The organism is Antricoccus suffuscus (assembly GCF_003003235.1).
Lineage (GTDB): Bacteria > Actinomycetota > Actinomycetes > Mycobacteriales > Antricoccaceae > Antricoccus > Antricoccus suffuscus.
Genome location: NZ_PVUE01000007.1, coordinates 21,220 through 45,738 on the forward strand (window position 1 = coordinate 21,220; position 24,519 = coordinate 45,738).

The 24,519-nt window shown below is 65.1% G+C and carries 25 protein-coding genes; 11 read left to right on the forward strand and 14 right to left on the reverse strand.

Going from position 1 to position 24,519, the window contains the following annotated elements:
• The first annotated feature begins 4 nt into the window (after nt 1–4).
• Complete coding sequence (locus CLV47_RS09805; protein ID WP_106348862.1) at nt 5–547, forward strand: DsbA family protein; 543 nt, start codon at nt 5–7, stop codon at nt 545–547.
• On the opposite strand, the gene nhaA is transcribed toward CLV47_RS09805, so the two are convergent.
• On the reverse strand, nt 506–1,942 hold the full coding sequence (gene nhaA, locus CLV47_RS09810; protein WP_202862491.1) for a Na+/H+ antiporter NhaA: 1,437 nt from the start codon (nt 1,940–1,942) through the stop codon (nt 506–508). The genes CLV47_RS09805 and nhaA overlap by 42 nt on opposite strands.
• A 175-nt stretch (nt 1,943–2,117) precedes the next feature.
• On the opposite strand from nhaA, the gene CLV47_RS09815 reads away from it, so the two are divergent.
• The 3 genes from CLV47_RS09815 to CLV47_RS09825 are packed head-to-tail and all read left to right on the forward strand — an operon-like array spanning nt 2,118 to nt 5,322.
• Nucleotides 2,118–2,876 carry an alpha/beta fold hydrolase gene (locus tag CLV47_RS09815; protein ID WP_106348863.1) on the forward strand — a complete coding sequence of 253 codons (759 nt, stop codon included), beginning with the start codon at nt 2,118–2,120 and terminating at the stop codon, nt 2,874–2,876.
• 53 nt (nt 2,877–2,929) lie between these two features.
• Nucleotides 2,930–4,258, forward strand: coding sequence for a cytochrome P450 (locus tag CLV47_RS09820; protein ID WP_106348864.1), 1,329 nt, complete (start codon nt 2,930–2,932; stop codon nt 4,256–4,258).
• 56 nt (nt 4,259–4,314) lie between these two features.
• Complete coding sequence (locus CLV47_RS09825; RefSeq protein WP_170111022.1) at nt 4,315–5,322, forward strand: zinc-binding dehydrogenase; 1,008 nt, start codon at nt 4,315–4,317, stop codon at nt 5,320–5,322.
• Between the two features lie 20 nt (nt 5,323–5,342).
• On the opposite strand, the gene CLV47_RS09830 is transcribed toward CLV47_RS09825, so the two are convergent.
• Nucleotides 5,343–5,987, reverse strand: coding sequence for an NUDIX hydrolase (locus tag CLV47_RS09830; protein ID WP_177557522.1), 645 nt, complete (start codon nt 5,985–5,987; stop codon nt 5,343–5,345).
• Nucleotides 5,988–6,118: 131 nt separating this feature from the next.
• On the opposite strand from CLV47_RS09830, the gene CLV47_RS09835 reads away from it, so the two are divergent.
• From CLV47_RS09835 to CLV47_RS09850, 4 genes are all read left to right on the forward strand, one after another.
• On the forward strand, nt 6,119–6,559 hold the full coding sequence (locus tag CLV47_RS09835; protein ID WP_106348866.1) for a nitroreductase family deazaflavin-dependent oxidoreductase: 441 nt from the start codon (nt 6,119–6,121) through the stop codon (nt 6,557–6,559).
• Between the two features lie 49 nt (nt 6,560–6,608).
• On the forward strand, nt 6,609–7,748 hold the full coding sequence (locus CLV47_RS09840) for an alkaline phosphatase family protein (protein ID WP_202862508.1): 1,140 nt from the start codon (nt 6,609–6,611) through the stop codon (nt 7,746–7,748).
• A 121-nt stretch (nt 7,749–7,869) separates the two neighbouring features.
• Complete coding sequence (locus CLV47_RS09845) at nt 7,870–8,496, forward strand: class I SAM-dependent methyltransferase (protein ID WP_106348867.1); 627 nt, start codon at nt 7,870–7,872, stop codon at nt 8,494–8,496.
• Nucleotides 8,493–9,071: a TrmH family RNA methyltransferase gene (locus CLV47_RS09850; RefSeq protein ID WP_106348868.1), complete on the forward strand. Its 579-nt coding sequence runs from the start codon at nt 8,493–8,495 to the stop codon at nt 9,069–9,071. The genes CLV47_RS09845 and CLV47_RS09850 overlap by 4 nt, the downstream gene beginning before the upstream one ends.
• Here CLV47_RS09850 and CLV47_RS09855 read toward each other — a convergent pair.
• Nucleotides 9,054–10,544: a dolichyl-phosphate-mannose--protein mannosyltransferase gene (locus CLV47_RS09855; protein WP_146135345.1), complete on the reverse strand. Its 1,491-nt coding sequence runs from the start codon at nt 10,542–10,544 to the stop codon at nt 9,054–9,056. The genes CLV47_RS09850 and CLV47_RS09855 overlap by 18 nt on opposite strands.
• Nucleotides 10,545–10,567: 23 nt before the next feature.
• Between CLV47_RS09855 and rsmI the strand changes: the two genes are divergently transcribed.
• The gene (rsmI, locus tag CLV47_RS09860) at nt 10,568–11,455 is read left to right on the forward strand and encodes a 16S rRNA (cytidine(1402)-2'-O)-methyltransferase (RefSeq protein ID WP_106348870.1); all 888 of its coding nucleotides are present in this window, start codon (nt 10,568–10,570) and stop codon (nt 11,453–11,455) included.
• A 9-nt stretch (nt 11,456–11,464) separates the two neighbouring features.
• Here the strand turns inward: rsmI and CLV47_RS22610 are convergent, their stop codons facing one another.
• The 11 genes from CLV47_RS22610 to CLV47_RS09910 all read right to left on the reverse strand — a co-directional run bounded on the left by CLV47_RS22610 (nt 11,465) and on the right by CLV47_RS09910 (nt 21,926).
• Nucleotides 11,465–11,656 (reverse strand): CorA family divalent cation transporter, encoded by a 192-nt coding sequence (locus CLV47_RS22610; RefSeq protein ID WP_106348871.1) that lies wholly within the window; start codon nt 11,654–11,656, stop codon nt 11,465–11,467.
• A gap of 4 nt (nt 11,657–11,660) precedes the next feature.
• Complete coding sequence (locus CLV47_RS09870) at nt 11,661–11,927, reverse strand: hypothetical protein (protein ID WP_106348872.1); 267 nt, start codon at nt 11,925–11,927, stop codon at nt 11,661–11,663.
• Nucleotides 11,924–13,195 (reverse strand): PKD domain-containing protein, encoded by a 1,272-nt coding sequence (locus tag CLV47_RS09875; protein ID WP_106348873.1) that lies wholly within the window; start codon nt 13,193–13,195, stop codon nt 11,924–11,926. The genes CLV47_RS09870 and CLV47_RS09875 overlap by 4 nt, the downstream gene beginning before the upstream one ends.
• An 81-nt stretch (nt 13,196–13,276) precedes the next feature.
• The gene (locus tag CLV47_RS09880; protein ID WP_106348874.1) at nt 13,277–14,107 is read right to left on the reverse strand and encodes a phage major capsid protein; all 831 of its coding nucleotides are present in this window, start codon (nt 14,105–14,107) and stop codon (nt 13,277–13,279) included.
• Nucleotides 14,108–14,392: 285 nt separating this feature from the next.
• The gene (locus CLV47_RS22025; protein WP_170111023.1) at nt 14,393–14,557 is read right to left on the reverse strand and encodes a hypothetical protein; all 165 of its coding nucleotides are present in this window, start codon (nt 14,555–14,557) and stop codon (nt 14,393–14,395) included.
• 106 nt (nt 14,558–14,663) lie between these two features.
• Nucleotides 14,664–15,059, reverse strand: coding sequence for a hypothetical protein (locus tag CLV47_RS09885; protein ID WP_106348875.1), 396 nt, complete (start codon nt 15,057–15,059; stop codon nt 14,664–14,666).
• Nucleotides 15,060–15,494: 435 nt separating this feature from the next.
• Complete coding sequence (locus tag CLV47_RS09890; RefSeq protein WP_106348876.1) at nt 15,495–16,046, reverse strand: hypothetical protein; 552 nt, start codon at nt 16,044–16,046, stop codon at nt 15,495–15,497.
• Nucleotides 16,043–17,374, reverse strand: coding sequence for a phage portal protein (locus CLV47_RS09895; protein WP_202862492.1), 1,332 nt, complete (start codon nt 17,372–17,374; stop codon nt 16,043–16,045). Before CLV47_RS09895 ends, CLV47_RS09890 begins: the two co-directional genes overlap by 4 nt.
• Nucleotides 17,368–18,843 carry a terminase large subunit domain-containing protein gene (locus CLV47_RS09900; RefSeq protein ID WP_106348877.1) on the reverse strand — a complete coding sequence of 492 codons (1,476 nt, stop codon included), beginning with the start codon at nt 18,841–18,843 and terminating at the stop codon, nt 17,368–17,370. Before CLV47_RS09900 ends, CLV47_RS09895 begins: the two co-directional genes overlap by 7 nt.
• Nucleotides 18,844–19,364: 521 nt before the next feature.
• Nucleotides 19,365–20,903 (reverse strand): recombinase family protein, encoded by a 1,539-nt coding sequence (locus CLV47_RS09905; RefSeq protein WP_106348878.1) that lies wholly within the window; start codon nt 20,901–20,903, stop codon nt 19,365–19,367.
• Nucleotides 20,904–20,927: 24 nt separating this feature from the next.
• Nucleotides 20,928–21,926, reverse strand: coding sequence for a magnesium and cobalt transport protein CorA (locus CLV47_RS09910; protein ID WP_106348879.1), 999 nt, complete (start codon nt 21,924–21,926; stop codon nt 20,928–20,930).
• 139 nt (nt 21,927–22,065) lie between these two features.
• On the opposite strand from CLV47_RS09910, the gene metG reads away from it, so the two are divergent.
• Nucleotides 22,066–23,628: a methionine--tRNA ligase gene (metG, locus tag CLV47_RS09915; protein WP_106348880.1), complete on the forward strand. Its 1,563-nt coding sequence runs from the start codon at nt 22,066–22,068 to the stop codon at nt 23,626–23,628.
• A complete protein-coding gene (locus CLV47_RS09920; RefSeq protein WP_106348881.1) occupies nt 23,628–24,482 on the forward strand; it encodes a TatD family hydrolase in 855 nt (284 codons plus the stop codon). The genes metG and CLV47_RS09920 overlap by 1 nt, the downstream gene beginning before the upstream one ends.
• Nucleotides 24,483–24,519: the final 37 nt, after the last annotated feature.

A 24,519-nucleotide genomic window follows, 5' to 3' on the forward strand; every position in this document is an offset into this window, starting at 1 on the left:
CGACATGGAGGACGAAGAATTCGCCGTCCGGCACGTTTACGGAGCGCTGGATGCGCCCGTGACGGTCGTAGAGTTCGCCGATTTCGAATGTCCCTATTGCGCGGCGGCAGCTCCGGTCCTGCGCGCGCTTGTCGATACGTCCGAAAACCAGGTGCGCTTGGCGTTCCGGCATTTTCCGCTCTTTCAGCCGCATCCTTACGCGTTGACTGCGGCGCTCGCTTCCGAGGCCGCAAGTGAGCAGGGCGCATTCTGGCCGATGCACGGGCTACTCTTCAAACATCAGGATCGGCTGGCTGACCGCGACCTTGTGCGGTACGCCGCAGAGCTCGACCTCGATACGAGCAGCCTCGTAGGTGCGCCGGCGCAGCGATTCGGCGCCGCGATCGAGCGCGACTACAGGGAGGCTGCGAATCTCGGCGTACACGGCACGCCGACGGTGTTCCTGGGTCAGGATCCATACACAGGGCGGATTGAGCTCGGTGCCCTTCGCGCCGAGATCGGCCGGCTAGGTCGCCGCCGAGGGGTCGAGCCAAGGTCGAGGGGGTAGCGGCGGGATCACCGTTTCGTCCTCCGGCGTACACATCGGTAACCGTTCCCCGAGATAGCGCACGAGCACAGAACCGAGCACCGCGGCCAGCAGCGACCCGACCAGTACGCCGATCTTGGCCTGGTCGCGAAGTTCCGAAGAATCAAACGCGAGGTCGGTAATGAACAGCGAGATCGTGAACCCGATCCCGGCCAGTACGGCACCGCTGATGAGGTGCCCGTAGCGGACGCCCCCGGGCAAGGTGCCGAGTCCGGTGCGCAAGGCGGCGGTCGCGCCGAGTGTGATTCCAACTGTTTTTCCGACGACGAGCGCCACGACGATGCCGATCGTGATCTGCGACGTAACGGCGTTGGCGAGCGTTTTGCCACTCAGGTGTACGCCGGCATTAGCGAGGCCGAAGATGGGTACGACGACGTAGGCGCTGATCGGGTGCAATGCCTCTTGCAGGCGGTCGTTTACCGGTACGACGGAGCGAGCGGCTGACACCGCGAGACGAGCGCGGGTCGGATCGGCGCGCTCGATTAACGCGCGAGCGTAGAAGCGGATCCGTTCGCCGGGCGCCGACTGTGTCGAGCGGGACGGCACCATCAGGCCGACGAGGACGCCGGCAAGCGTCGGGTGTACCCCGCTCGCGCTGACCGCGAGCCACAGCGCAATTCCTACCGCGACATAAGGGCCCAATCGCCAGACCCGCAGCCACCGCAGGACTCCGAGTGCCACTACCAAGGCGAGCGCGATCACCAACGCCGTCACCGAGACGTGCTTGGTATAGAACAGGCCGAGAACCGCTATCGCGCCTACATCGTCCACGATGGCCAGCGTCAACAGAAACAAGCGCAGCCGGTCCGGGCAGCGCGGGCCGAACAACGCAAGCACGCCAACGATAAACGCAGTATCGGTCGAGATCGGGATTCCCCAACCGGCCACGCCCGGACCGCCGCCGGCGATGAGTAAATACAACACGGCAGGCAGCGCGAGGCCGCCCAGGGCGCCGAGTGCGGGCGCCGCGATCGACCGGATGCTGCGCAGATCACCGATGCTCATCTCGCGGTTGATCTCGAGGCCGACCACGAGGAAGAAGATCGCCATCCCGGCGTCGTTCACCCAATGCCGAAGGTCAAGACTCAGACCTAGATCGCCGATCCTGATCGAGGCAACGGTCGACCAGACTGACTCGTAGCTGGCCCAACCGGGTACGTTCGCCCAGACCAATGCGACGAGTGCGGCGCCCAGCAGAAATAGCGCGCTGCCCGCTTCCGTGGCGAGGAATCTGCGGGTAGACGACGACGCTCGTGGCAATGGGATTGCCGCTCTAAGTGGACTGCCCGGTCGGGCCGGCTGGCTCACCGGTGCGGGATCGACGCCGCGTGACTGTGCCGATGACGGTTCTGCCATCGCACCTCCTCGACCGGCCCGACACGCTTCCCGTGCGACCGAAACCATCGTTGCAGACGCGTCCGCATGAGCATCTCCCGGAGGCGCAGGTTGGGCGCTAGCATGTGGCGAACGGTCGTGGTCTGAAAACGCGCCCAGCAAACGAGTGTGCTCCCAACAATGAAGGCGGGCTTTCATGAGTAGTTCGATGAGACGTATTGGCGAGGGCGATCATGCGGTGCTTTGTCTGCATGGCTGGTTTGGCTCCGGTGAGGGATGGGGATTCCTGCCCGAGGTTGCCGATTTGCAGAACTTCACCTATTACTTCCCTGAGATGCGCGGATACGGCGCACGGGGGCGTGAGACGGGCACATTCTCCATGGAGGAGTACGCCGCGGACACGCTCGCGGCCGCCGACGCCGCGGGCTTGCACAATTTTTCTGTCGTCGGACACTCCATGGGCGGCAAAGCCGCTGCCGCACTGCTGATCGAGTCGCCGGAGCGAGTACGTGCGCTGGTCGGTATCAGCCCCGTTGCGCCTGCCCCAGTGCCGCTGGACGAGGACTCCCACGGTTTGTTCTTCGGCGCCGCGGAGGATCACGGCAAGCGCAAGGCGATTCTCGATTTCACGACTGGCAACCAGCACTCCTCGGCTTGGCTCGACAGCATGGTCAAACGCTCGGTCGAGAATTCGACGGTCCCGGCTTTTGCCGGCGCCGTACAGTCCTGGGTGAACGACGACTACAGCGACCGACTTGGTACGCCCGACACCTCAATCCTGGTGATGGCCGGCGAGCACGACCCGGCACTGTCCGCGGACGTGATGCGCCAAAGCTGGCTGCAGATGTATAAAAACGTGGAGGTCGTCGAGATGCCGGCGTGTGGTCACTACGCGATGTACGAGACGCCGGTAGCTCTGGTGACGCGGATCGAGTCGTTCCTCGCCGAACACTAGAGCGACCGTGTGGACATAGCGTGTGAGGACAAGCGCGTGAGGGCAGGGAGACGATGACAGCACACGCGGCCGCGCCCGGTGCGCACCTCATCCACGACCCGCAGACCTTTGTGAGCGGTGCGCCCCTGGACACTCTTGCCGCCCTCCGGGAGAACGCCGCCGTGGTCTGGGTCGACGAGCCGCCGGCAGCCGGATTCCCTGGCGGACCGGGCTACTGGCTCGTGCTGCGGCACGCCGAAGTCCAGTCGGTGATGCGTGATCCGGCGACGTTCTCGTCGTACGCCGGCGCCACCCAGGTGCGCGATCCGACGACGAAGGAAGATCTGGCCTACGTCCAGCGCATGATGCTCAACATGGACCCACCCGAGCACACTCGGCTGCGTCGTCCGCTGCAGCGCTCGTTCACGGCCCGTGCGGTGAGCAGGCTCGAGGAACAGATATACGGGCACGTCACGGACATCCTCGACCGGGCGCTGACCGCGCCGGGCGAGCTCGACTTCGCCAAAGAGATCGCGGCGGACCTCCCGCTTTTGACGCTTGCCGACGTACTTGGTGTTCCTCCCCAGGACCGCAAGCTGATGTTCGACTGGTCTAACAGGGTCATCGGTTTCCAAGACCCGGACTATGCGACGAGCGCAGACTTCGACGCGGCAGCAGGCACCGCGATGGCACGCGCGGCCATCGCGGTGCGCCCCGAGCCCGCATCGGACGGCACAATGCCTGACCCACGCAGCCGCGCTGGCATGCCCGACCTCTACAAATACGCGCATCTGCTGGGAGAAACCAAGCGGGCCGAACCGGGTAACGACGTGATGTCGATCCTCATGGGACAGGCGCAGTCCGACGAGGGCCACATCAGCGTCGAAGAGTTCGAGAACATGTTCTGGCTGTTCGCGGTCGCGGGCAACGAAACGCTGCGCAACGGACTGCCGGGCGGAATGTATGGCTTGCTTCAGCATCCGGACAGTCAGCGGCGGTTGCGAGACGACCCTGCGTTGATCGAATCCGCGGTCGAGGAGATGCTGCGCTGGTGGACCCCGGTGATGGTCTTTCGGCGTACGGCGACACAGGACTGCGTGATCGGCGATCAACCAGTCGAGGCGGGGGACAAGGTCGTCGTCAGCTTCCTGTCGGCGAACCGCGATCCGCGGGTGTTTGACCAGCCCGACGCATTCCTGATCGACCGCAGCAGTCGAGATCACCTTGTCTTCGGGCACGGACCGCACTTCTGCCTGGGCGCCCACCTCGCGCGAGTGCAGATGCGCACGATGTTCACCCAGCTGCTGAAACGTACGTCGTGGATCGAGCAGGCGGGCGAGCCGGCGTTGCTACGTTCGTCGTTCCAGCGCGGGATCAAACGGCTGCCGATCTGCTGGCGCTGAATGTCGTCTCGCCGAAGCGTCGTAGGGTTCTCGGAAGCCGACGATTGGAGAACCTGGTGAAGGCAGCGGTTGCAGAAGACGGAACGATTCGGATTGACGACGTCGCCGTACCAGAACCCGGTGCCGGCGAGGTCCAGATTAAGGTCGCCGCCGCCGGACTCAACGCGGCCGACAAAGGCCTGATTACGGGGCACTACATCCGCGGCACGTCGATTACTAAACCCACAGCCAGCGAGACTGCGACCGGTCCGATTCGTTTCGGGATGGAGGTCTCTGGCGTCGTCAGCGCAGTTGGCGCGGACGTCTCGGGATCCGCCGTCGGAGACGAGGTGATGGCACGCGCAAACGGCGCCTTTGCCGAGTACGTCGTGACTCCCGCGGCGGATATCTTCGCCAAACCGGCCGGTTTGAGCTTCACCGACGCGGCCGCTGTGCCGGTCACGTTCATTACCGCGCATGACGCGCTCTCGACCCTCGGCGGACTGCAAGAAGGACAGCACGTGCTGGTCAACGCGGTGTCCTCCGGGGTCGGTGTTGCCGCACTGCAGCTGGCGAAGCTGCTCGGGGCGGCCACAATCGTCGGCACGGCGCGCAACCGTGATCGCTTGGCCGACCTTGCCGAGCATGGCATCGCGACCGACCTGGCACTGGATACCGCCGACCCTCAATTCATCGACAAGGTCCTCGATGCGACCGATGGCCACGGTATCGACGTGATCGTCGATAGCGTCGGTTCACCAGAGTGGGCGCAACATTTGCAGGTGCTCGCGATTGGTGGCCGGCTGGTGTCGGTCGGTCGGTCCGGAGGTACGTCGGCCGACGTCGATCTCGACGAGGTGGCTCGCAAACGGGTGTCGCTTATCGGTGCGACCTTTCGGACCCGCAGTCGCGAGGAGACCAGCGCCGTCGTACGGCGTGCCGCCGACGTGATCGTCGATGGATTTGCCGCAGGCAACCTCAAGGTCATCGTCGATCGGGTCTTCCCACTTGAGGACGTCGCCCAGGCCGAAAGCTGGATGACAAGCGGTAAACGGATCGGGAAGGTCGTCGTCGAACTATCCTGAGACCCGCGGTAGCCGAGCCGCTACTTCCAGGCGAATACGGGCTGTTCGAAATGGGACACTCGGGTGGGTCGACCCTGCAGCGCAACTTCGCGGAACTGGTAGAGCACGGCGGCTGTTGGTGCGTGGATCAGCGACGAGAGCAACGGCATCTGGATGACCGGGCGGTCGGACTCCGGAATGGTGAGCAGCCGCGGTTCGACGTCGAGCTGCGGGAACGGTATGAAGTGCAGCCTCGCGACCTCTGCGGCGCTGAGCTTTACCTCTGGCGCCTCCCCGATCCAGACCACGATCGGCGTCATGGCGTATCCGGATCGGGTGACGTAGTCGTCGAGCCGGCCGAGAATATCGGCTGGCCGCGCGCTGACGCCGATCTCTTCCTCGAGTTCGCGGAGCGCAGCCTGCTGCGGGGTCTCGCCTTCGTCGATCCGTCCACCGGGCAGTGCCCACTGTCCCGAGTGGGCTCGCAGAGTCGGGGCGCGTTTGGTGATCCAGATGCCTCGTACCCCGTCAACCTCGACGATCGGAATGGCAACCGCGGCGGCTCGTCTGGCTCCGGGCGCCGCCACGACGTGCTCGAAGCTCTTCATGCGCTCGGTGATGACCTCGCGCGTCAGATGCGCGATTGGGTCGGACCTATAGCGGTCGTTGTTGTTGACACTGGACATCGGCTAGGCCTCATTTCTATGCGAACCTCGGCTGACATTACGTCACGTCTTGCCTGGGTCGTTAGTCGCGCTAAGCATGTCGATTCGTCGGCCGGTGTCGCGATCGGTGACTTCGCGGCATACTGGGTGTCATGACATTGCAAGGTGAATACGTACCCAGCCCGTCCAAGCGCTCCCGCGATCAAGTAGAAGTCTACGAATCGAGCAACGGTCGCGAAGGTAACGACCTGAATGGCATGCCGGTCATCATCGTGACCTGCAAGGGCGCCCAGAGTGGGGCGTTGCGGAAGGTGCCGCTGATGCGGGTCGAGCACGACGGTGAATACCTCGCGGTGGCATCCATGGGAGGAGCGCCGAAAAATCCGGTTTGGTACTACAACCTGAAGGCCAACCCGGATGTGCAGTTGCAGGACCAAGGCGACAAATGGGACATGACGGCCACCGAGCTTCCTGAGGGTGACGAACGCGCCGCATGGTGGGACCGCGCGGTCGCGGCCTACCCGCCGTACGCCGACTACCAGAAGAAGACGGACCGACGGATACCAGTTTTCCTGCTGAGTAAGAAGTCTTAGCCCCTGACCGTCCCGCGGTTCATCGGACGCACGATAGCCTGACGGCGTGATGCTGACTCCGCGGTACGGCGAACGCTCGCTCGCCGACCTCATGCCCTCCGTGCTTGCCGGGCTCGGTGTACCGGGGGAACGCGATGTACTGGGGCTCGATCTTGCTGGGGTGCGCCAGGTGTGTGTGCTGCTTGTCGACGGGCTGGGGGCGCTATTGCTGCGCGCGCACCAAGCGGCCGCGCCCTTTCTATCGACAGCACTAGGTCCGCAGATCACTGCCGGCTTCCCGAGTACGACCGCGGCCAGCCTCGGCTCGCTCGGCACCGGGCTCCCGCCGGGCGAGCACGGCCTCGTCGGCTACCTGCTCGCGGTGGACGGGTACGACCGACCGATGAACCCACTACTCTGGCGGTTGCACGGGCCTGGTGACCATGTCGACTTGGTCAAAACCGTTGTCCCAGAGGTATTCCAGCCGGCGCCAACCACGTTCGAGCGCGCCGTGGCCGATGGCATCGAAGTCGTGCGAGTGGGGCCCCGCTACCAGCAGAAGTCGGGGCTCACCCGCGCCGTGTTGCGCGGCGGCGACTTCCGTCCGGCGGTGTCATATGGGGACCTGGCCGCCGAGACGATTGCCGCGATGGCCGGGGATCGGACTCTGGTTTATGCCTATCACGGCGATCTCGACTTGACCGGTCACGTGCGTGGACCTAGCTCGGCCGGATGGCGGGCCGAGCTCGCGCACGTCGATCAGATTGCTCGCGATATCGCCGAGGGGCTGCCGCCGGGCGGCGTGCTGATCGTCACCGCAGATCACGGGATGGTCGAGGTCGGTTCAAGCATCGATATCGACGCCGACGCCGAGCTCCAGGACGGCGTGCGCATCATTGGCGGTGAACCGCGTGCTCGTCACCTTTACGCCGAAGACGGTGCGGCGCAGGACGTCTATGACCTGTGGCGCGAGCGGCTCGGCGATGAGTACGGCGTCTACCGCAAGGCCGAGCTCGTCGAGGACGGATGGTTCGGGCCGACGATTACGTCGGCGTCGTACGACCGGATCGGCGACGTCATCGCCATCGCGCTTACCGACGGCGCGCTGTTTCGGAGTGGCGCCGAGCCCATGCAGTCCTCGCTGAAAGGGCACCACGGTTCGCTCACCGAGGACGAGCTCCTGGTGCCGCTGCTGGTTTTTCGCCGTTAACCAGTCGGATCGAGTCGCGTGCGGGTCCCGTAGTGACGGATCAGTCGACTTTTCTGACGGATCAGCGGACTTTTGTGACGGATGGCGAAGGTGTCTGTGCCGGGTCACCTAGGATGGCCGGGTGAATCCATCCTCGCCCGACGGGCACTACTTCAGCCCCGAGCCCAGCGTGGCGAGCGACCCTCGCGTGGTCGACGTACTTCTCGACGGAGTCGACTTGCAGTTGCAGTCTGACGCGGGAGTCTTCTCGCACGGACAGCTCGATGAGGCGACCCGGATCTTCCTCGATGGTGTCCCATCTCCTCCGGCGCACGGAAATTTGTTGGACCTGGGTTGTGGTTACGGCCCGATCGCGTTGACGCTGGCGACATGGTCGCCTGGAGCTCGGGTCTACGCCATCGACGTCAACGAACGCGCTTGCGACCTGACCCGCGACAACGCCAGACGCGCGAAGCTCGATAACGTGCACGTGAGTACGCCGCAGCAGACTCCCGCCGATGTCGTGTTCGACGCGATCTACTCCAACCCGCCCATCCGGATCGGCAAGCAGGCACTGCACGAGCTGCTCGCCACCTGGTTGCAGCGTCTCGCTCCGACAGGGGTCTGCTATCTCGTCGTCGGGAAGCATCTCGGCGCCGACTCGATCGCGAAATGGCTTACGTCGCAAGGACTCCGGGTCGACCGGCTGTCATCTAAGCAGAGCTATCGCGTCCTCGAAGTACGCCGCACAGACAGGGAACAGATATGAGCCAGTTTCGCGGCACCGACCTCAAGCGGTTGCACCGCGGGTGGAAACGCACCTACCCCGAACCGCTCGGCCTGATCCTCGAGTCGGTCGCCTCGCCGTGGAACGTCGGAGCGCTTGTCCGTACGGCGGCCGCGATGGGCATCGATCACCTCTATCTCGTGGGCGACACCGCGACCCCGCGCTCGCCGAAGACCCAGAAGACGGCGCTCGGCACCGACCGCTACCTGAAGTGGACGACGTACGACGACATCGCCGCGGCGATCGCGGCCGCTCGGGCCGACGGCTACTACATCGTGGCGCTGGAGTTAGCGAGCGAGTCAAAGCCCTTGCATACTCTCGATCTGGACCGCCCGGTGGCGATCTTGTCCGGACACGAGGATCGCGGTGTGACACCCGCAGCGTTAGCCGCCGCCGATGCAGTCGGGTTCGTCCCGCAGGTCGGTAGGGTCGGCTCGCTCAACGTCGCGACCGCCACGTCGATCGCCATCTATGAGGCCAGACGGCAACACTGGGCCAAGCTCAGCACCCCGCCGGTGTTCGGAGACCACGGCGACGAGTCAGCTCCAGAGGTTTAGCCACATTCGCAGGTCCCAGGCGGACATAGACAGTGTGGTGCCGTTGAGCACCGGCAGGAAGAAGCCGAACATGACCACTACGAGCCCGAGGTAGACCGCGACGGCCGCGGCGCCCCACTTGCGTCGGCGTACTGAGTCGGTACGCCGGCCGAGGACGTCGGTGAGCACGAACGTCACGGCCATGATGAAAAATGGCACGACGGGCGCCATGTAGAACATGAACATCGTGCGTTCGGTGTCAATCAACCAGGCACCCCAACCGGCCGCGATCGCTACTAGGACTGCGATCGCGCGCCAGTCCATCCGAGAGATCGCCCACCAGATCATCCATAGGCCGGCCAGCGCAAACGCCCACCACAGTGGCGGTGTGCCGATCATCGTGATCGTGCGCATGTGCTGCGCCCCGGCGATAGTGACCGTGTCGTTGACCATTAGTACCGGGCGGCCGGTGAGCAGCCAGGACCAGGGGTTGGAGTCCCACGGATGCGGCGTGGTCAGGTGCGTGTGGAAGTTGAGCCACTCGGCATGCATGTGCCATAGCGAACGCAATGCCTCCGGGATCCACGGGTACGACGTCGCGCGGCCTTCTGCCCAGTACCGGCCTTGCGCCGTCTCGCCGGCAAACCAGCCGGCCCAGGTCACGAGGTAGGCGAGCACCGGGACGATGCCGAGATCCCAAAACGCGGTGGGGAGGCTACGCCGCATGGTCGCGACGAAGGGCCGGCGCAGCCCGATAGAGCGGTAGGCGCCCCAGTCCCAGACCAGGCACAGGATCGCGAACAGGGCGAGGAAGTAGACGCCGCTCCATTTCACGCTCGCGGACAGCCCGAACGTAATCCCGGCGGCAAGGCGCCACCACCGGAATCCCACCCTCGGGCCCCAGGTGCCGATTACCCCGCTCTGACACGCGCGCCACAACTGCGTGCGGAATCTGTCCCGATCCACGATCAGGAACCAAAAGCCAAGTAACGTCCAGAACTGCAAGAAGATGTCGAGGATCCCGGTCCGGCTGATAGTGAACGAGAACCCGTCGGCGGCCAGCAGAATCGCGGCAAATAGTCCGCAGAGCGTAGATCGGGTCATCCGGCGTACGACGAAGCTCAGCAGCACGATCGCGGCACACCCGACTACCACTCCGGATATCCGCCAGGCAAAAGAGTTGTAGCCAAACAGCCACTCGCCGACCGCTATGTTCCATTTGCCGAACGGCGGATGGACGATGAAGTAGTAGGCGCGGTTCTCCTCGAAGCCGTAGTGCAGCAGCTGGTGCGCCTCGGGCACGTAATAAGCCTCGTCGAAGACCAACCTGTTGGGCCAGCCAAGATTCGCCACTCGGACCAGAAGCGCAAGCGCGCCGATGAGCAACGTAAATACCCACGCCGCCAGTCCGTCGCGCGGCATCGGCGGATCCAGTCGCGGTACGTCGAGCCCATCGACGTCGTCTTGGGGCGTCGTCTGGGTCGGTTCCGGCACGGCAATGATCGTAGGCTGATCGAATGACGAATGGTGAGACGACGTCCGGCGGCCCGGCGCGACCTGCGTGGTCGCCGTCACCTGGGGTGCTCGTCATCGCTGGTACGCCGCTGGGCAACGCCGGCGATGCCACCGATCGGCTGCGCACGGCGATCCGATCGGTCGACCTGATCGCGGCCGAGGACACCAGGCGTTTTCGTCGGCTCGCGCGCGACCTTGGAGTCGAGCTCAGCGCGCCGGTCACGTCGTACTTCGACCAAAACGAGAAGGACCGGCAGCCGGAGCTCATCGACGCATTGCGCAGCGGAAAGAGCGTGTTGCTCGTGACCGACGCCGGTATGCCCTCGGTGTCAGACCCCGGTTACCGGCTGGTGTCGGCGGCGATCGACGCCAACCTCGCGGTCACCTGCCTGCCGGGGCCGTCGTCGGTGACCGTCGCCCTAGCCCTGAGCGGGCTACCGTGCGACCGCTTCTGTTTCGAGGGTTTTCTGCCGCGCAAGCCAGGGGAGCGGCAGCGCGCGCTCGCGCCGCTGGCTACCGAGCGCCGCACGATGGTGTTCTTCGAGGCGCCGCACCGGCTCCTTCCGATGCTTGAGGCCGTCCGCGACGTCTTTGGTGCGGACCGCCGCGCAGCGGTGTGCCGCGAGCTGACCAAGACTTACGAGGAGGTACGCCGCGGCACTCTCGGGGAGCTCGCTGAGTGGGCGGCGGACGGCGTGCGCGGGGAGATCACGGTGGTGATCGAAGGCGCCGGCGACGTACGGCGGGAGTACGCCGCGGATGAGCTGGCCGCGCTGGTCGCGGACGAGGTGGCCAAGGGGATGTCGAAGAAGGACGCGGTCGTGCTGGTTGCGACCACCACGGGTACGCCGAAGCGCACCGTATTCGACGCATTCCACGCGCTCCGGTAATCTGCGGCCTTAAAGCCAGTGGTTGCGCTTGAATCCGCGATAGAGCAGCAAACAGATCGTTACGATCACGAGAATGACCGCGGGATAGCCAAACTTCCAGTGCAGTTCCGGCATGAAGTCGAAGTTCATCCCGTATATCCCTGCCACTGCAGTCGGCACCGCAAAGATCGCCGCCCATGCCACTATTCGATAAACACGCATGTAACTACGACGTGGTACGAGCGACCATGTAGCGCGTGTGGTGCCGACTCGGTCGGACCTGCGTAACCCTGTACGTACCCGCGAGAGGGCCAGTGAGGACGCGGACAGAATCGGTGGTGCCGAGCACCGCGAAGCCCGGAGGCACGCGGACGCTCACATCGGTAACGAGGAACACCTCGTAAGCCTCCTGAGCGGACACCAGGGCGACGGTGGCGGGCGCCTCCACCTCGCTAGCGCCGGAGACGAGCGCGACACGCTCTAGGTAGTTCACGCGGACCTCCGGCGGTAGCGGTGCAGGATCGCTTGCTCGGCGAGAGAGAACGACTCGAAACGGCCGCGTGCGGCGTAGCCGTCCGCGCTCTCGCTCTCCAGTTGCGCCGGGTTATTGAGGAGACGCGCGGACGCGGTCATGGTCACGGCGCGGAGGTCTGGCGGGAAGTCGAACTCTCCGAGCCCGGATCCGGTGCGCGTCGGTCCGTTGCCGCGAACGTAAGCGTTGACGATCTCGGCCATGACTGGCACATGCTCGGCGGCCAGCGCTTCGAGCGCCGCGTCGCCGGTACGGCCCATGAACGCGACGACCTCGGCGATAAGCGCGGTGATCGGACCGGAGCCGGGCTCGGGGTCGGGCGTCGGATCGGTGCCGGTTACGGCGGAGACGTGCGCGGTCTTCGTGGAGCCTGCGGCGTTACCGGCCGTGTCCGTCACGGTGAGTGTGACGACGTAGGCGCCGTCGGCCGCGTAGGTATGCGATGCGGTCACGCCGGATCCTGTGGCACCGTCGCCGAAGTCCCAGCCGTAGGAGAGCGTCGATTCCTCGGGGTCGCTAGAGGCGGACGCGTCGACGTCGAGGGTTAGGTCGGTGGCGGCGGCGATGAACGCGGCGGTAGGCGCCTCGTCTGCGGACGCCGTGGGGTATGCGGTGAGAGCGGTAGCGGTCGACGCGGACCGATTAGTCGTCGCGGTCCAGCCGAAGTCCCAGTCGGTCGTATCTGTCGCGTCGCCGTCAAGGCGGCCGGAGATAGGGGAGCCGGGCTCGTCGAGGCGGACCATTGCGAAGCCGATAGCGACCGCCGACGTCGCGGTGATGATGAGATCCATGGCGGTCGGCGTGAATGGAGTGCCTAGCGAGTTGCGCCATTGCTTATCAGGCGTCGTTACGTTGACTTCGACCCACTGATAGCCAGAGTTGGGCGGGATCGTGACGTCGTAGCCCGCGACGGGCGCGGTGTCGTTGCCACCATTCGCGACAATGCCGACCTTCACGGTCTGCGCCGGGTCAGACACAAACGCGAGCATGCGCAGTACGTACTGGCGGCCGGACTCTATGGGTAGCCCGTCGAGTTTGATCCTGGTCAGGGTGAAACTGGCGAGCCGGTTAATCGTCCCCAGCCCGTTTGCGACGTCGCGCTGTCCGAGTGTGCCGGACGTCCAGGGCGCGATGTCAGTTGTCGACGAGCCCGCGTCCATCCAGTGGGGGCGCGGCACGTAGTTACGGCCGAGGACGTCGCCGGGTTGCCAGGTAAGCGGATAGGTCATACGAGCCTCCAGGGGGTCGCGTAGACAACGCAAACGGCCGTCGTCTCCACGCGGGAGACGACGGCCGAGAGGGTCGATTAGTTAGGCAGCGGGCGCGACGGTGATCTTGACGATCGACTTAGGGCTCGGGAAAGCGAGGTCGGCGCGCATGGTCACCTTGACGGCGACCTCGTCCGTCGAGAAGTAGGCCTCGTTGGAGACCTCCACCTTGGCGCGGTCGCGGATGATGAGCAGCGCCTTGGAGGTGTCCGCGCCGTAGACGACGTCGTCGGCGAGATCCTCGGTCACGTGGACCGGCACGCCGTTGATGGCGAACTGGGTCTCCAGGAGGCCGACATTAGAGGCGTCCGCCTGCTTGATGCCCGCGAAACGGAGGTAGGTAGCCGCGTTCATGTACCAGGCGGTCACCTGCGCACGAGCGCCCAGCACCTTAACCTGCGCCTCGGTGAACGCGTCCAGGTCGGCAGCGTCGCTCGCAACCGTGAGAGCACCAGTGACGCCAGGCAGGCCCTTAGGCGCCTTAGCGATCTGGGCACCGCTGTTGGTGAAGTAGGCCTTATCGAGCGCAACGGCGACCGAGCGGGTCAGGCTGTCGCCGACAAGCTTGGTCGCGGCCGGGCTGGAGTCCTGCGCGAGTTCGCGCGAAACCTTGATGACTCCACCGACCTTTTTGGGCGTCGAGGCGATCTCGTCGAGTGCCGGATTACCGACCTCCAGGTCTTCGCCTTCCAGCGCCCATACGGCGGTCGTATCTGCCGTGATGCGCGGAATGTTCAGCGTCGCGGCCGAGGTGTTAACCACTGCGACGCCGGACGCGGCGGCGATGGACTCGGTCTGGAGACCTTCGAGGATGAGGTCGTGGTACTCGTCAGGCTTGACCGAGTCGGGAACGTTTGCAGCGTAGATAGCCATCTGGCCGTCTCCTTAGATTTGATGAAGATGGGGGAAGCGCGACGCCGCCAGGGCGTCGAGCGACTCCGGAGAGCGGCCAGCGCTATACGGAGGAGAATTAGGGGGATGCCCAGCGAGGGCGCGGTGTACGGAGGTCGTGGGCGGCTATCCCTGCCGCCTCTCTCGACGTACATGCACGCGAGTGAATGACTAGAAGCCTCACGTGACGCCCTCGCTGGGCTGTTTAGGGCCGTGGCCCTCTGTCGGACTGCCCCGTACGATCAGGGGCCACGGTGGTTTAGGGGGTTATGCGGGCAGTCCGCGACGCGGCGGCGGGTAACCGAATACCTCGGTCCAAAACTCGCGTGCCTCGGAACGAAGTTGTCTGTAGTAGTCGATGGCCTCCATCTCGGCGACTTCGAGGAGGAACTCCTCGTCGTTGAGGTCGGCGTCGGCGGTTGCGTCGATCATTGGTGACTCCTAGCGTCTCGGTTGTGGTGCCGATGACGCTAGTACATATCTTTGAAAAATGTCACCGCAACAATCTCTGTGACGCATATATACAAGGAAAGTAGCCTCAAGTCTGCTTGAAGAGCGAGCCCCAACCTTTGGGGGCGTCGGGGGTCTCGCGGATGCCTTGATCGACGTCGCCGCGTGGGATCCGCGACGCGAGGTGAGGCTTGGACGCGATGAGGTCATCCAGCGCGGCCGTTAGTGCCGCGTCGTCGTCGAGGAGGTCCTCGGCGTAGGGCAGGTCTGCGGGGTCGGCCAGGCGGCCGGTAGCGGCCACACGTGCCGCGTGCAGTTTGGCGGCTAGGTCGTCTGCACGCTTGGCGCGGACGCGATGCTCGGCGCTCTCTGCGCGGAGACGTTCGACGTAGTCGCGGGGGAACGTGTCGGCGTCGTCGGCCGACTCGGGGGAGGTGGGGTTATCCGGGAGATCCGGCGTGATCGGGGCGTCTGGGGCAGTCATGCAATTGGGCCTTTCGAGGGGCGTGAAGGGGTCTTATCCTCTAGGTCTGCGAAATGCTCCTGATTTATTCACGGGAGTATCCGGACGCGGCGGAGCGGCGGCGGATTAGAGGAACTTAACCAAAGGTGGGATTGGTGGACTGTTTACTATTACCCCTTTAAGAGGAGGTCTCTATAAAGGGCTAATAGGCTATAGACCGCCAATCCCACCTTTGGTTAAGTTCATGAGGCGTCGCGAGCGTGTAAACGGTCTATAACTGCCTAACGCGTCGCCGCCGCGTGCGTCCGACGACCGTTCGGACGCGGCGGAACGGGTGTTCTGGGGTGAACTTCACCAAAAGTGGGATTGGTGGACTGTTTACTATTACCCCTTTAAGAAGAGGTCTCTATAAAGGGCTAATAGGCTATAGTCCGCCAATCCCACCTTTGGTTAAGTTCAGAGGGCTAACACAGGCTCCGGATGGCATCCGCACCCTGGATGGCGGTGAAACGGCTTGCTCGCGGCCCACACGTAGCCGTCGCGATAGAGCCAGTGGCACAGTTCGCACGCCGCGACGTTGAGCCTTCGCGTGTATCCACCGACCTCCGGCCGCGACCGCATACCGTCCGAGTAGGCATCCTGGAATGCACCGGCCGTCTCAGCGCGCCCATACCGAGCGACGCGGGGCCCCGGCTCGTCATGGTCGACGACACTAATAAGCGTGGTGAGACCGTCGCGGAGTCTGTCGACGTTGACGGACGCGAGGAGGCCGAGCGTCGGCGCGGCCGTGCCGGTCTGAGCGGTGACCCACGCGGCGAGTGACAGGTCAGCGAGCGCGTATGCCTGAGCCTGAGCGCGACCGACGAGCGCGGCCGCAAGGGCTATGAACTGCTCGCGGCTCAACTCGCCAGCGAGGAGGCGCGCATGGAGGCCTACGAGTCGCTCGGCCGTGGCGTCCGCGTGACCCATGAAAGCAACGTAGAGCGCGGACTCGTCCGTCGGCGTCACGGCAGGAGGGCAGCGAGGTCTACGCCGGACGCGTCGAGCGCCTCAGAGCGGCGTGCGACGCGGTCGGCTTCGATCTGTTCGGGTGTCCATCCAAGCGAGATGTCTTGCACAGTAGACAAAGCGACGCCTACGCCGCGCAACTTAGCGGCCGCGTCGGCGGACTGTGCCGGTGTGCGGGTCTCGGGATCCGACCAGACAGTGTCCACTTCGAGCGTGTCCACGTCGACGCCGTGACGTACCGCGTAGATGAGGCGGGCGACGTCGGCCCAATCGTCGCCGAACGTGCGCATACGAGCGCGAGCGATGGCGACGAGCGACGCCTCGGCGCTGCGGATAGCGTCGGCGGAGGGTGGCTGGTCGCCGTTGAGGCCGAGGTAATGCGGCGGAAGTCCAGCTAGGGCGCCGATCTGCTGCGTGAGAGTCGCGAGGCTGTCTGAGTAGCCGTCGAGGCGTGCGCCGTCGAACTGGCCGTATCGGGTCTCCGGGCTCTCGCTCTGCCAGACGCGGTCCGGGCCGTCGGTGAAGGGGTTAACAGGGTTGCCCTCGTCGTCCTCCATGATCTCTAGGCCGGTCGCCCAGCGACGCGGCCGCGCGTAGAACTCCGACGTGACGAGCATGTCCGAGGTGACCTTGTTTACGGCGTCGGCTAGTCCCATGACGTCTGACATCTCGGAGCGACCGAGCGTGTCGAGGAGACGGCCACGGTTGATGAAGGGGACGACGGGTACGACGCCGAGCGGATTGTCGAGGGTCTCGCGGACCTGCCAGCCGCCCGTTGGAATCGCGGTGCCGGACGTGATGGTCTCGGCCGAGATAAGGCGGGTGATGTGGTCGCGCTCGTAGAGGGTCATGTAGGCGCGATCGCCTGCGACCCAACGCTTAGCGGCCGCGACGACCTCGCCGGTAGCGGGATCTCGCGTCACGGCGACCTGCCGCGCGGACTCGACGGTGACGAGTGGGGTCTCTGGCGTGCGGCCTGCCCAGACGATCACAAACGATCGGCCGAGGGCGAGCGCCTCCATGTGCGCCGTCGCCGCGCCGTCGATCATCCGGTTACGTTTCATGACGCGCCAGAGTTCGGAGCCGACGGCGGGATCCTCGGTACGGAAGCCTTCTAGGTTGAGACGCTCGGCGATGGAGGTTACGACCAGGCGGGGGAAGTTGACCGAGAGCACCTGGAGCCGGTTACCGAGTGCCTTACGGCTCTCGGGCGATAGGAACGCGGCGGGCTGGGTGCCCTCTAGGTACTGGTCTAGCGCCGCGAGGTCGGACGCCTGCGCGTCGAGTTGATCGGAGAATGTGGCGGCGAGGTCGATTGGATTTACCAAGACACGGCTCGTTTCTTAGGTTTATGGGTCAGGTAGTGATGGGCGCGCGCGTGCGCGACGACGGCCGCTATGGCGGCGTCGATACGGCGCTTACGTTTGCGCTCGTCCTTCTGCAAAACGTCGCCCTGCGCCGTCGTCACGGCCTGCGCGTTGCTGATGTGTGCTCGTAGCGTCGGGTCCGCGTCATGAGAGACGCGGCCGTCCTGGATTGCCTGGTACATAAGGTCTGTAGCCGGTGCCATGCGTTTGCGGTAGCCGGTGTTGAACTCGACGACGCGGCGCTCGCCGTACGTCTCGGCCCACGATTGCAACTCGGATTGCCAGCCCCACGGGTCAGCGGCGAGTTCGACGACGTCGTACGTCGAGAACGCGCGGTCGACGGCGGCGCGTACCTCGGCGCGTGGCACCTTCCAGTCGTCGGAGCCGGGGTTATTCCAGACGCCGACGAGGAAGATGTGCGGGCGTGCTTCGATGGTCGCGCCATAGAGCGCGGTCGAGTCGCCGGAGACGGAGCCGTCAAAGCCAAGGGCCACACGAGAGCCGGGGGCAACGACGCGGTCGGGATTCGCGAGCCCGTCCCAGACGCCGAACTTAAGCCAGGTGTCCTCGGAGCCGACCCACTGGCCGAGGCGGTAGCGACGGAACGCGGGCTCGCGGATAGTGCGGGACTGTGCGCGCATGGCGTCGATGTGGAGGAAGTCGTCGAGCGCTGGATTGGCTGTGTACCAGGCGGTCTCGTCGTCGAGGGCGCAACCTGCGGGCGCCGCGTACTCCTTGAAGTAGAACGACGCGTCGTCGTCGGCGCGGCCGTACTCCACGAGTTTGAACATGACCGACTCGACGGAATCGGACGGCGTGGAGATGGCGAGCGTTAGCGACGTCTCGCGTTTGCCGGACGCCGAGGAGACGGCCTCCCAGACGTCTTCGGTGACGACGTGGAGCTCGTCCACGATCATGAGTGACGGGTCCCAGCCTTGCAGCGCGCCGACGTCGGCGGGCAGCGTGCGAAGTTCGGATCCGGTGTGCGGGACGACGATACGGTCCGTGTAAACGTGCACTTGCTCGTCGAGACTCGGGGCTAGTTCGATCATGCGGCGCGCGGCGGTGAATACGTGCCGCGCTTGCCTCTCGTCCGATGCGACGATGAGCACCTGAGCCGACGCCGTATCGTCTGCGAACAGCGCGTAGAGCGCGAGCACGGCAGCGAGGGCGGTCTTGCCGTTGCCGCGAGGCAGGCTTAGCAGACCTTGACGCGGCCGCGTCTCGGTGCACTGGGGGAATAGGCCCTTGATGATGTCGAGTTGCCACGGCCGGAGTAGAAACGGGTCACCGGCTCCTGTGCCCTTGGGTACTTTGAGGTATCTGGTCGCGAACGCCTCGACGCGCTCCCATCCGCGCGGCGGTAGGTGTGAGAAGTCGAGCGGCGGCGCTGTGATTGGGGCCTTTGGCCCAGGGCGTGAAGGGGCCATCTGTAAGGCTCCAGGATTCTAGGGGGTACCTGAGGTACCGGTCGCCATATCTAGGCGATTCTGAGAGAGCGACACCCCCTCTGACCTGCGGAAACGCGGAGGCTTAATACGGCTCTGGGAGAGAGTTAGACATCGGTCCTCTCTCCTCCGGTCTCTAAGAGGGTCGAGAGGGCCACGTCCCCTGGTCTTGAGCGACGACCGACGCCGCGCGCGCCTCGGATCGGCTCGCGTTTCGAGTTACAGGAACGACAGACGACGTCGACGTCGACGAGTGAGAGGGCAGGAAATACGAGATGGTCGGCGGTCAAGTCCTCGCCGGTTCCGCAATCGGAGCACCAAGGTTGCAGTCGTCGCGCCTCTCGCGAGAGCGCTTGCCAACTGTGACCGTAGCCTCGACGATGCGCGCTCGGTCTGTTCGGTTCGTCGGTGCGACGCGGCGTGTGAGAAGGGCAGCGCGTCGAGGTCGAGAGGTCGCCGCAAACGGCGCACGCTTTAAGCAATGAGTCTCCGGTAGGTAGCGCCTACCCGTCGACTACGGCGCCGCCTCTGCGGTAGGGCTCGGCGCTTACGCCTGCGATGTGGGGAGGCTGGGCGATCATGGTCACGCGGCGAGGGTCGAGCGTGCGGAAGCCGCGACCTCCAGGACGTACGACGATGGTGCTGTAGTTAGTGGCTAGGAGAGCGGTACGCCCGGGTATGTCGGACTCCCCCCATGCCTCGGCCACCGTCCGCCCGGTGGGGGTCAGGGTGACTACCGCCTCTTGGGGTACGGCGGTGGCCTCCGTGCGTACCGCCTGGGCGGCCTGGAGAGCGGCGAATGCCTCGGGCGTCGCGTCGGCCGCGAGGTCAGATAGCGCGGCCGCGACGGCCACCTCTGCGGCGGCGATGTTGGCAGCGCCAGCGACCGAGGCGTGCCGGACGTACTCGGGCGAGTCGCCCCACGCGGTCAGGAACTCCGCCTCGACGTACTCGTCGATGAATCGCGCCGTTACCGAGACGCTACGAGGACAGGTGCCGGGTTGCCCTTGGTTGATCTGGCAGCGGTAGGTGGCGTGTCCATCGCTGCGCACGGCTACCTGTAGCGGCGTGTCGCATGAGGCGCACCGGAGGATGCCGGACAAGATACGGGTCGGCGTACGGGTCCACTGGGCGCGGGTGCCGGACTTCGGCGCGATGGCCGCCGTGACCGCCGCGCTCTCGTCGGGCGTTAGGATCGCGGGAATAGTCACCGGGTCGCCATGAGCGTCGACTACGGGCGACGTACGGCCATCCACCGTATGCACTACACGGCCAGCCACCGCGTTGCCAGTGAGGACCTGTCGGAGTGCGACGCGCGACCACCGAGCCGCCTTACGGGGGGCATGCCCATCGGGGCCGTTCGCCCAGCGGAGAACCGAGACCATCGGCTCACCAGTAAGCACACGCTGCGCCGCCTCACGGACGAACGCGGCCTCCGACGGAGCCTGAGCTAGAACCTTGCCGGGGCCGTTTGGGTTGGGGATCGTGCGGAAGCCGAACGGTGGGACTCCGCCCGAGTGGCGACCGGAGGATGCAAGACGGCGATAGGCGGCGCGCGTGCGCTCACGCATCCGCTCTCGCTCTGCCCTTGCCACCTCTGCGGCGATCACGAACGAGAAGCGGAACGACGTATCGTCGCCGGACGAGTCCATTCCGCGCGTATCGACCAGGCGGACCGGGGCGCCGACGACACGGCCAGTGCGTACGTCCTTGGACTCTAGGACGTCGAGAATCATGGCGGCCACGTTGACGCCCTCACGGGTCAGGCGATCGACCGCCCACGTAACGAGGGTGTCGGCGCGTAGCGAGCGAGCATCGTCCAGCCAGGCAACGAACTCGGAGCGGTCGCGCACGGCGCCAGAGATGCCGTCGTCGATGTGGACGGCGACCACGGCCAGACCGAGACGCTCGGCGGTCGCGCGACAGTCCGCCTCCATGCCACCCTTCGAGAGGTTCTCCTCGCGGGCCTCGCGGGACAGGCGGACGTAGATGGAGGCGGTGGCGCTAGGTGCGGCTGGCGGTAGGCGCTTCGGCGATCTCATGCCGAGAAGTTATCAGATGCGTGTTTAGCGAATACCGGCCCACGACGTAATTTTGCGCATGTCTTCGTTTTCGGACAGTGACAGTCGCGCGATCGAGGCCTGCAGGATCGAGGAGAGCAATTCGTCAAGTCCCGAGACGGTGTCGCGGACCCGGGACAGGTGGTCTTCTACGTCGCGGAAATACTCTCGGATCGGCTCGGGGACCAGCGGCAGTGACCGATTCGAAAGGGTCTGCAGAGGTATGGCGAGCGGTGAGACTGCCCTTTTCAGCTCCAGGAGCTCCCGCTTGAGTTGATAGATACGGGACGGTTCCTGAGTCCGATTGGGCGCGAAGACACTTTCCTCCAGTTCGTCCAGGTCGATCTCGACGTCATTGGCGACCTCGAGGTAGCGGTCGACCACGGTGTCGGCGACGGCGTACATTATCGCCGCCGGGCCGAGCTCGAGCAGGCCGTTGTCGTCGTGTTCGAGGCGGCGGCGCATATCGCCGAGCTCGCCGAAATCGCCGTGCCGGACGGTGATGACGAAGTTGGCGCCGAGGAACACCATCACCTCGCTGGTGGCGATGACCTCACTGCTGGCGGTGAGCGTCTCGTGCTCGACGTACCGGCAGGTCTTGAGTACCAAGAACAGCGTGTCGTCGTACCGCTCGAGCTTCGGGCGCTGATGCGCCATGACCGCGTCTTCGACGGCAAGCGGGTGTAGTCCGAACTCGTCGGCGATTGCCTCGAACTCGAGCGCGGTCGGCTCGTGCAGTCCCATCCAGACGAATCCGTCGCATTCCTTGGCGATGCGGCTGGCCTCGCGAAAGGGCGCATCGTGACTGATGATCTTGCCCTTGGCATAGACGGCGCATCGGACGATCGGATCGTGGGCGGGTCCGGCGATCTCCGGACCGGTGCGGGTGGCCGAGCTTTTGCGCCGTACCAATGCGGCCGGGTTGGGAATATTGCGCGGAATGCTGAGCGGGATTCGATGCCGCGATGGAGCTTGATGCTGAGATGACGGTTCGCGCGCAGCCATGGGCATACCTCCGCACAAGGGTTCGACGGGTGTCTGTGTGAGGTTATCAGCGACGTGCGATCCAACCTGAGAAATCGATGAGGATGCGCTCCGCGGACCGGTGCCAAATCACGTTGCCGGGGCGAATAGCCTAGTAGGCATGCTAGGTAAGAGCTTCTTCATCACGACGCCGATCTACTACGTGACGGCCGCGCCGCATATTGGCAGCGCCTACACAACGACGGCCGCCGACGTACTGACGCGGTGGCACAGGCAGCGCGGCGAGATGGCCTACATGCTCACCGGCACCGATGAGCACGGACAAAAGGTGCTGCGCAGCGCCGAAAAGAACGGCAAGAGCCCGCAGCAGTTTGTCGATGACCTGGTCCGCGATGAGTGGAAGCCCGCGTGGGACCTGCTCGACATCACGCCGGACCGGTTCATCCGTACGACAGACCCGGACCACGTCGCGCAGGTCCAGGAGTTCTGGCAGCGGCTGTACGACGCGGGCTTCGTCTATGAGGGCCAGTACACCGGGCTGTATTGCGTTGACTGCGAGGAGTTCAAGCAGGAAGCCGACCTGACCGAAGATGGCCTCTGCCTCATTCACGAACGGCCGGTCGAGGAGATCAGCGAGAAGAACTACTTCTTCAAGCTCAGCGAGTTCGGGGACCGACTACTGGCTCTGTACGACGAGCAGCCGGACTTCGTCGGCCCGTCGGCCGCGCGCAACGAGATCCGCAACTATGTCGAAGCGGGCCTGCAGGATCTGTCTATCAGCCGGTCGACGTTCGACTGGGGAATCCAGGTTCCTTGGGACCACAGCCAGGTGCTTTACGTCTGGATCGATGCGCTGCTCAACTACACCAGTGCCGTCGGGGTATACGACGACCCGGAGAAATTCGCGAAGTTCTGGCCGCCGGTCCACCTGATGAGCCGCGACATCCTGCGCTTCCACTCGGTCATCTGGCCGGCGATGCTGATGGCTGCTGGTCTGCCGGTGCCGCAGCGGGTCTTTGCGCACGGTTACCTACTCGTCGGCGGCAAAAAGATGGCCAAGAGCAACGCGACCGCGATCCACCCGCGCGAGATCACCGATACCTTCGGGGTGGACGCCTACCGCTACTACTTCATGAAGACCATCGCGTTCGGCTCCGACGCGTCGTTCTCGTGGGAGCACATCAGCGCCGTGTACGCCGACGAGCTGGCCAACAATCTCGGCAACCTCGCCTCCCGGGTAGCGGCCATGGTCGGCAAGTACCACGGAGGGATCCTCGCCGAGCCAGGTGCGCTTGGGGAGGCGGAGGACGCGCTCGCGGAGTCGTTGCGCAAGACTGTCGAGGTCGCCGATGACGCCATGGAGCGGCTGGCGATCCATGAGGCCATTACCGCTACTCACGACCTGGTCACGCGTGTCAACGGCTACATCACCGAACAGCAGCCGTGGAAGGTCGCCAAAGACGAGTCGGCCGACGCGCAGTCCCGGTTGGCGACGATTCTCTACGCATGTGCCGAGGTGCTGCGGGCCGTCGCCGTGCTGCATAACGCGGTGATGCCGCAGGCGTCGGCCAAGCTCTGGGCATCGCTCGGCGCCGACCGGTCGATCGGCGCGCTCGACGACCAGCCGCTCACCTCGGCCGGCAAGTGGGGTCAACTGCCGGCGGGTACGACCGTGACCAAGGGCGACGTACTGTTTCCCCGGATCGAGGAGTCAGCCAGTTGATGGCCAACAAGCGCTCGCATGGCCGCGCGGGCGATCCACCACCCCTGCCAGAAGCGCTACCGGTGCCGGTCGTGGACAACCACACGCACCTTGACATCGTGCTCGACGCCGTACCCGGTACGCCGGAAGAGGCGCTCGCCAAGGCCGCGAGCGTCGGCATCGACCGGGTCGTCCAGGTCGGCGTCGACGTCGCGTCTTCTCGGTGGAGCGCCGACCTCGCCGATGCGCACCCGGGCGTCCTGGCGGCGGTCGCCGTGCACCCTAACGAGGCGCCGATGCTGATCGGCGAACGGTTCGAAGCGGCGCTCGCCGAGATCGACGAACTCGCCTCGCGTCCGCGGGTGCGCGCGGTAGGGGAGACCGGGATGGACTTCTTCCGCACGCAAGGCAGCGACGAGCTTGCGCGGCAGGAGCTGTCCTTCCGCCGTCACATCGACATCGCCAAACGGCACGACCTGGCATTGATGATCCACGATCGCGACGCCCACGACGATGTGTTCCGGGTGCTCGCTGAGGAGGGCGCGCCGCGCACGGTGGTCTTCCACTGCTATTCCGGGGACGTGTCGATGGCGCACAAATGCGCCGAGCATGGCTATTACATGAGCTTCGCCGGTAACTCGACGTTTGCGAAGGCGCAGAATCTGCGTGACGCGGCCACCGCGGCCCCGCGAGACCTGCTGCTTGTGGAGACGGATGCGCCGTTCCTGACGCCGTCGCCGTACCGCGGGCGGCCCAACGCCTCCTACCTCGTGCCGCTCACCGTTCGCGCGCTCGCCGAAGCGCGCGGCGAAGATCTGACCGAACTGTGTACGGCGCTGAGTGACAACTCTGAACGAGTTTACGGACCCTGGTAAACGCCGAAGGCGACCGCAAGTAGTCGCGCGCGCAATT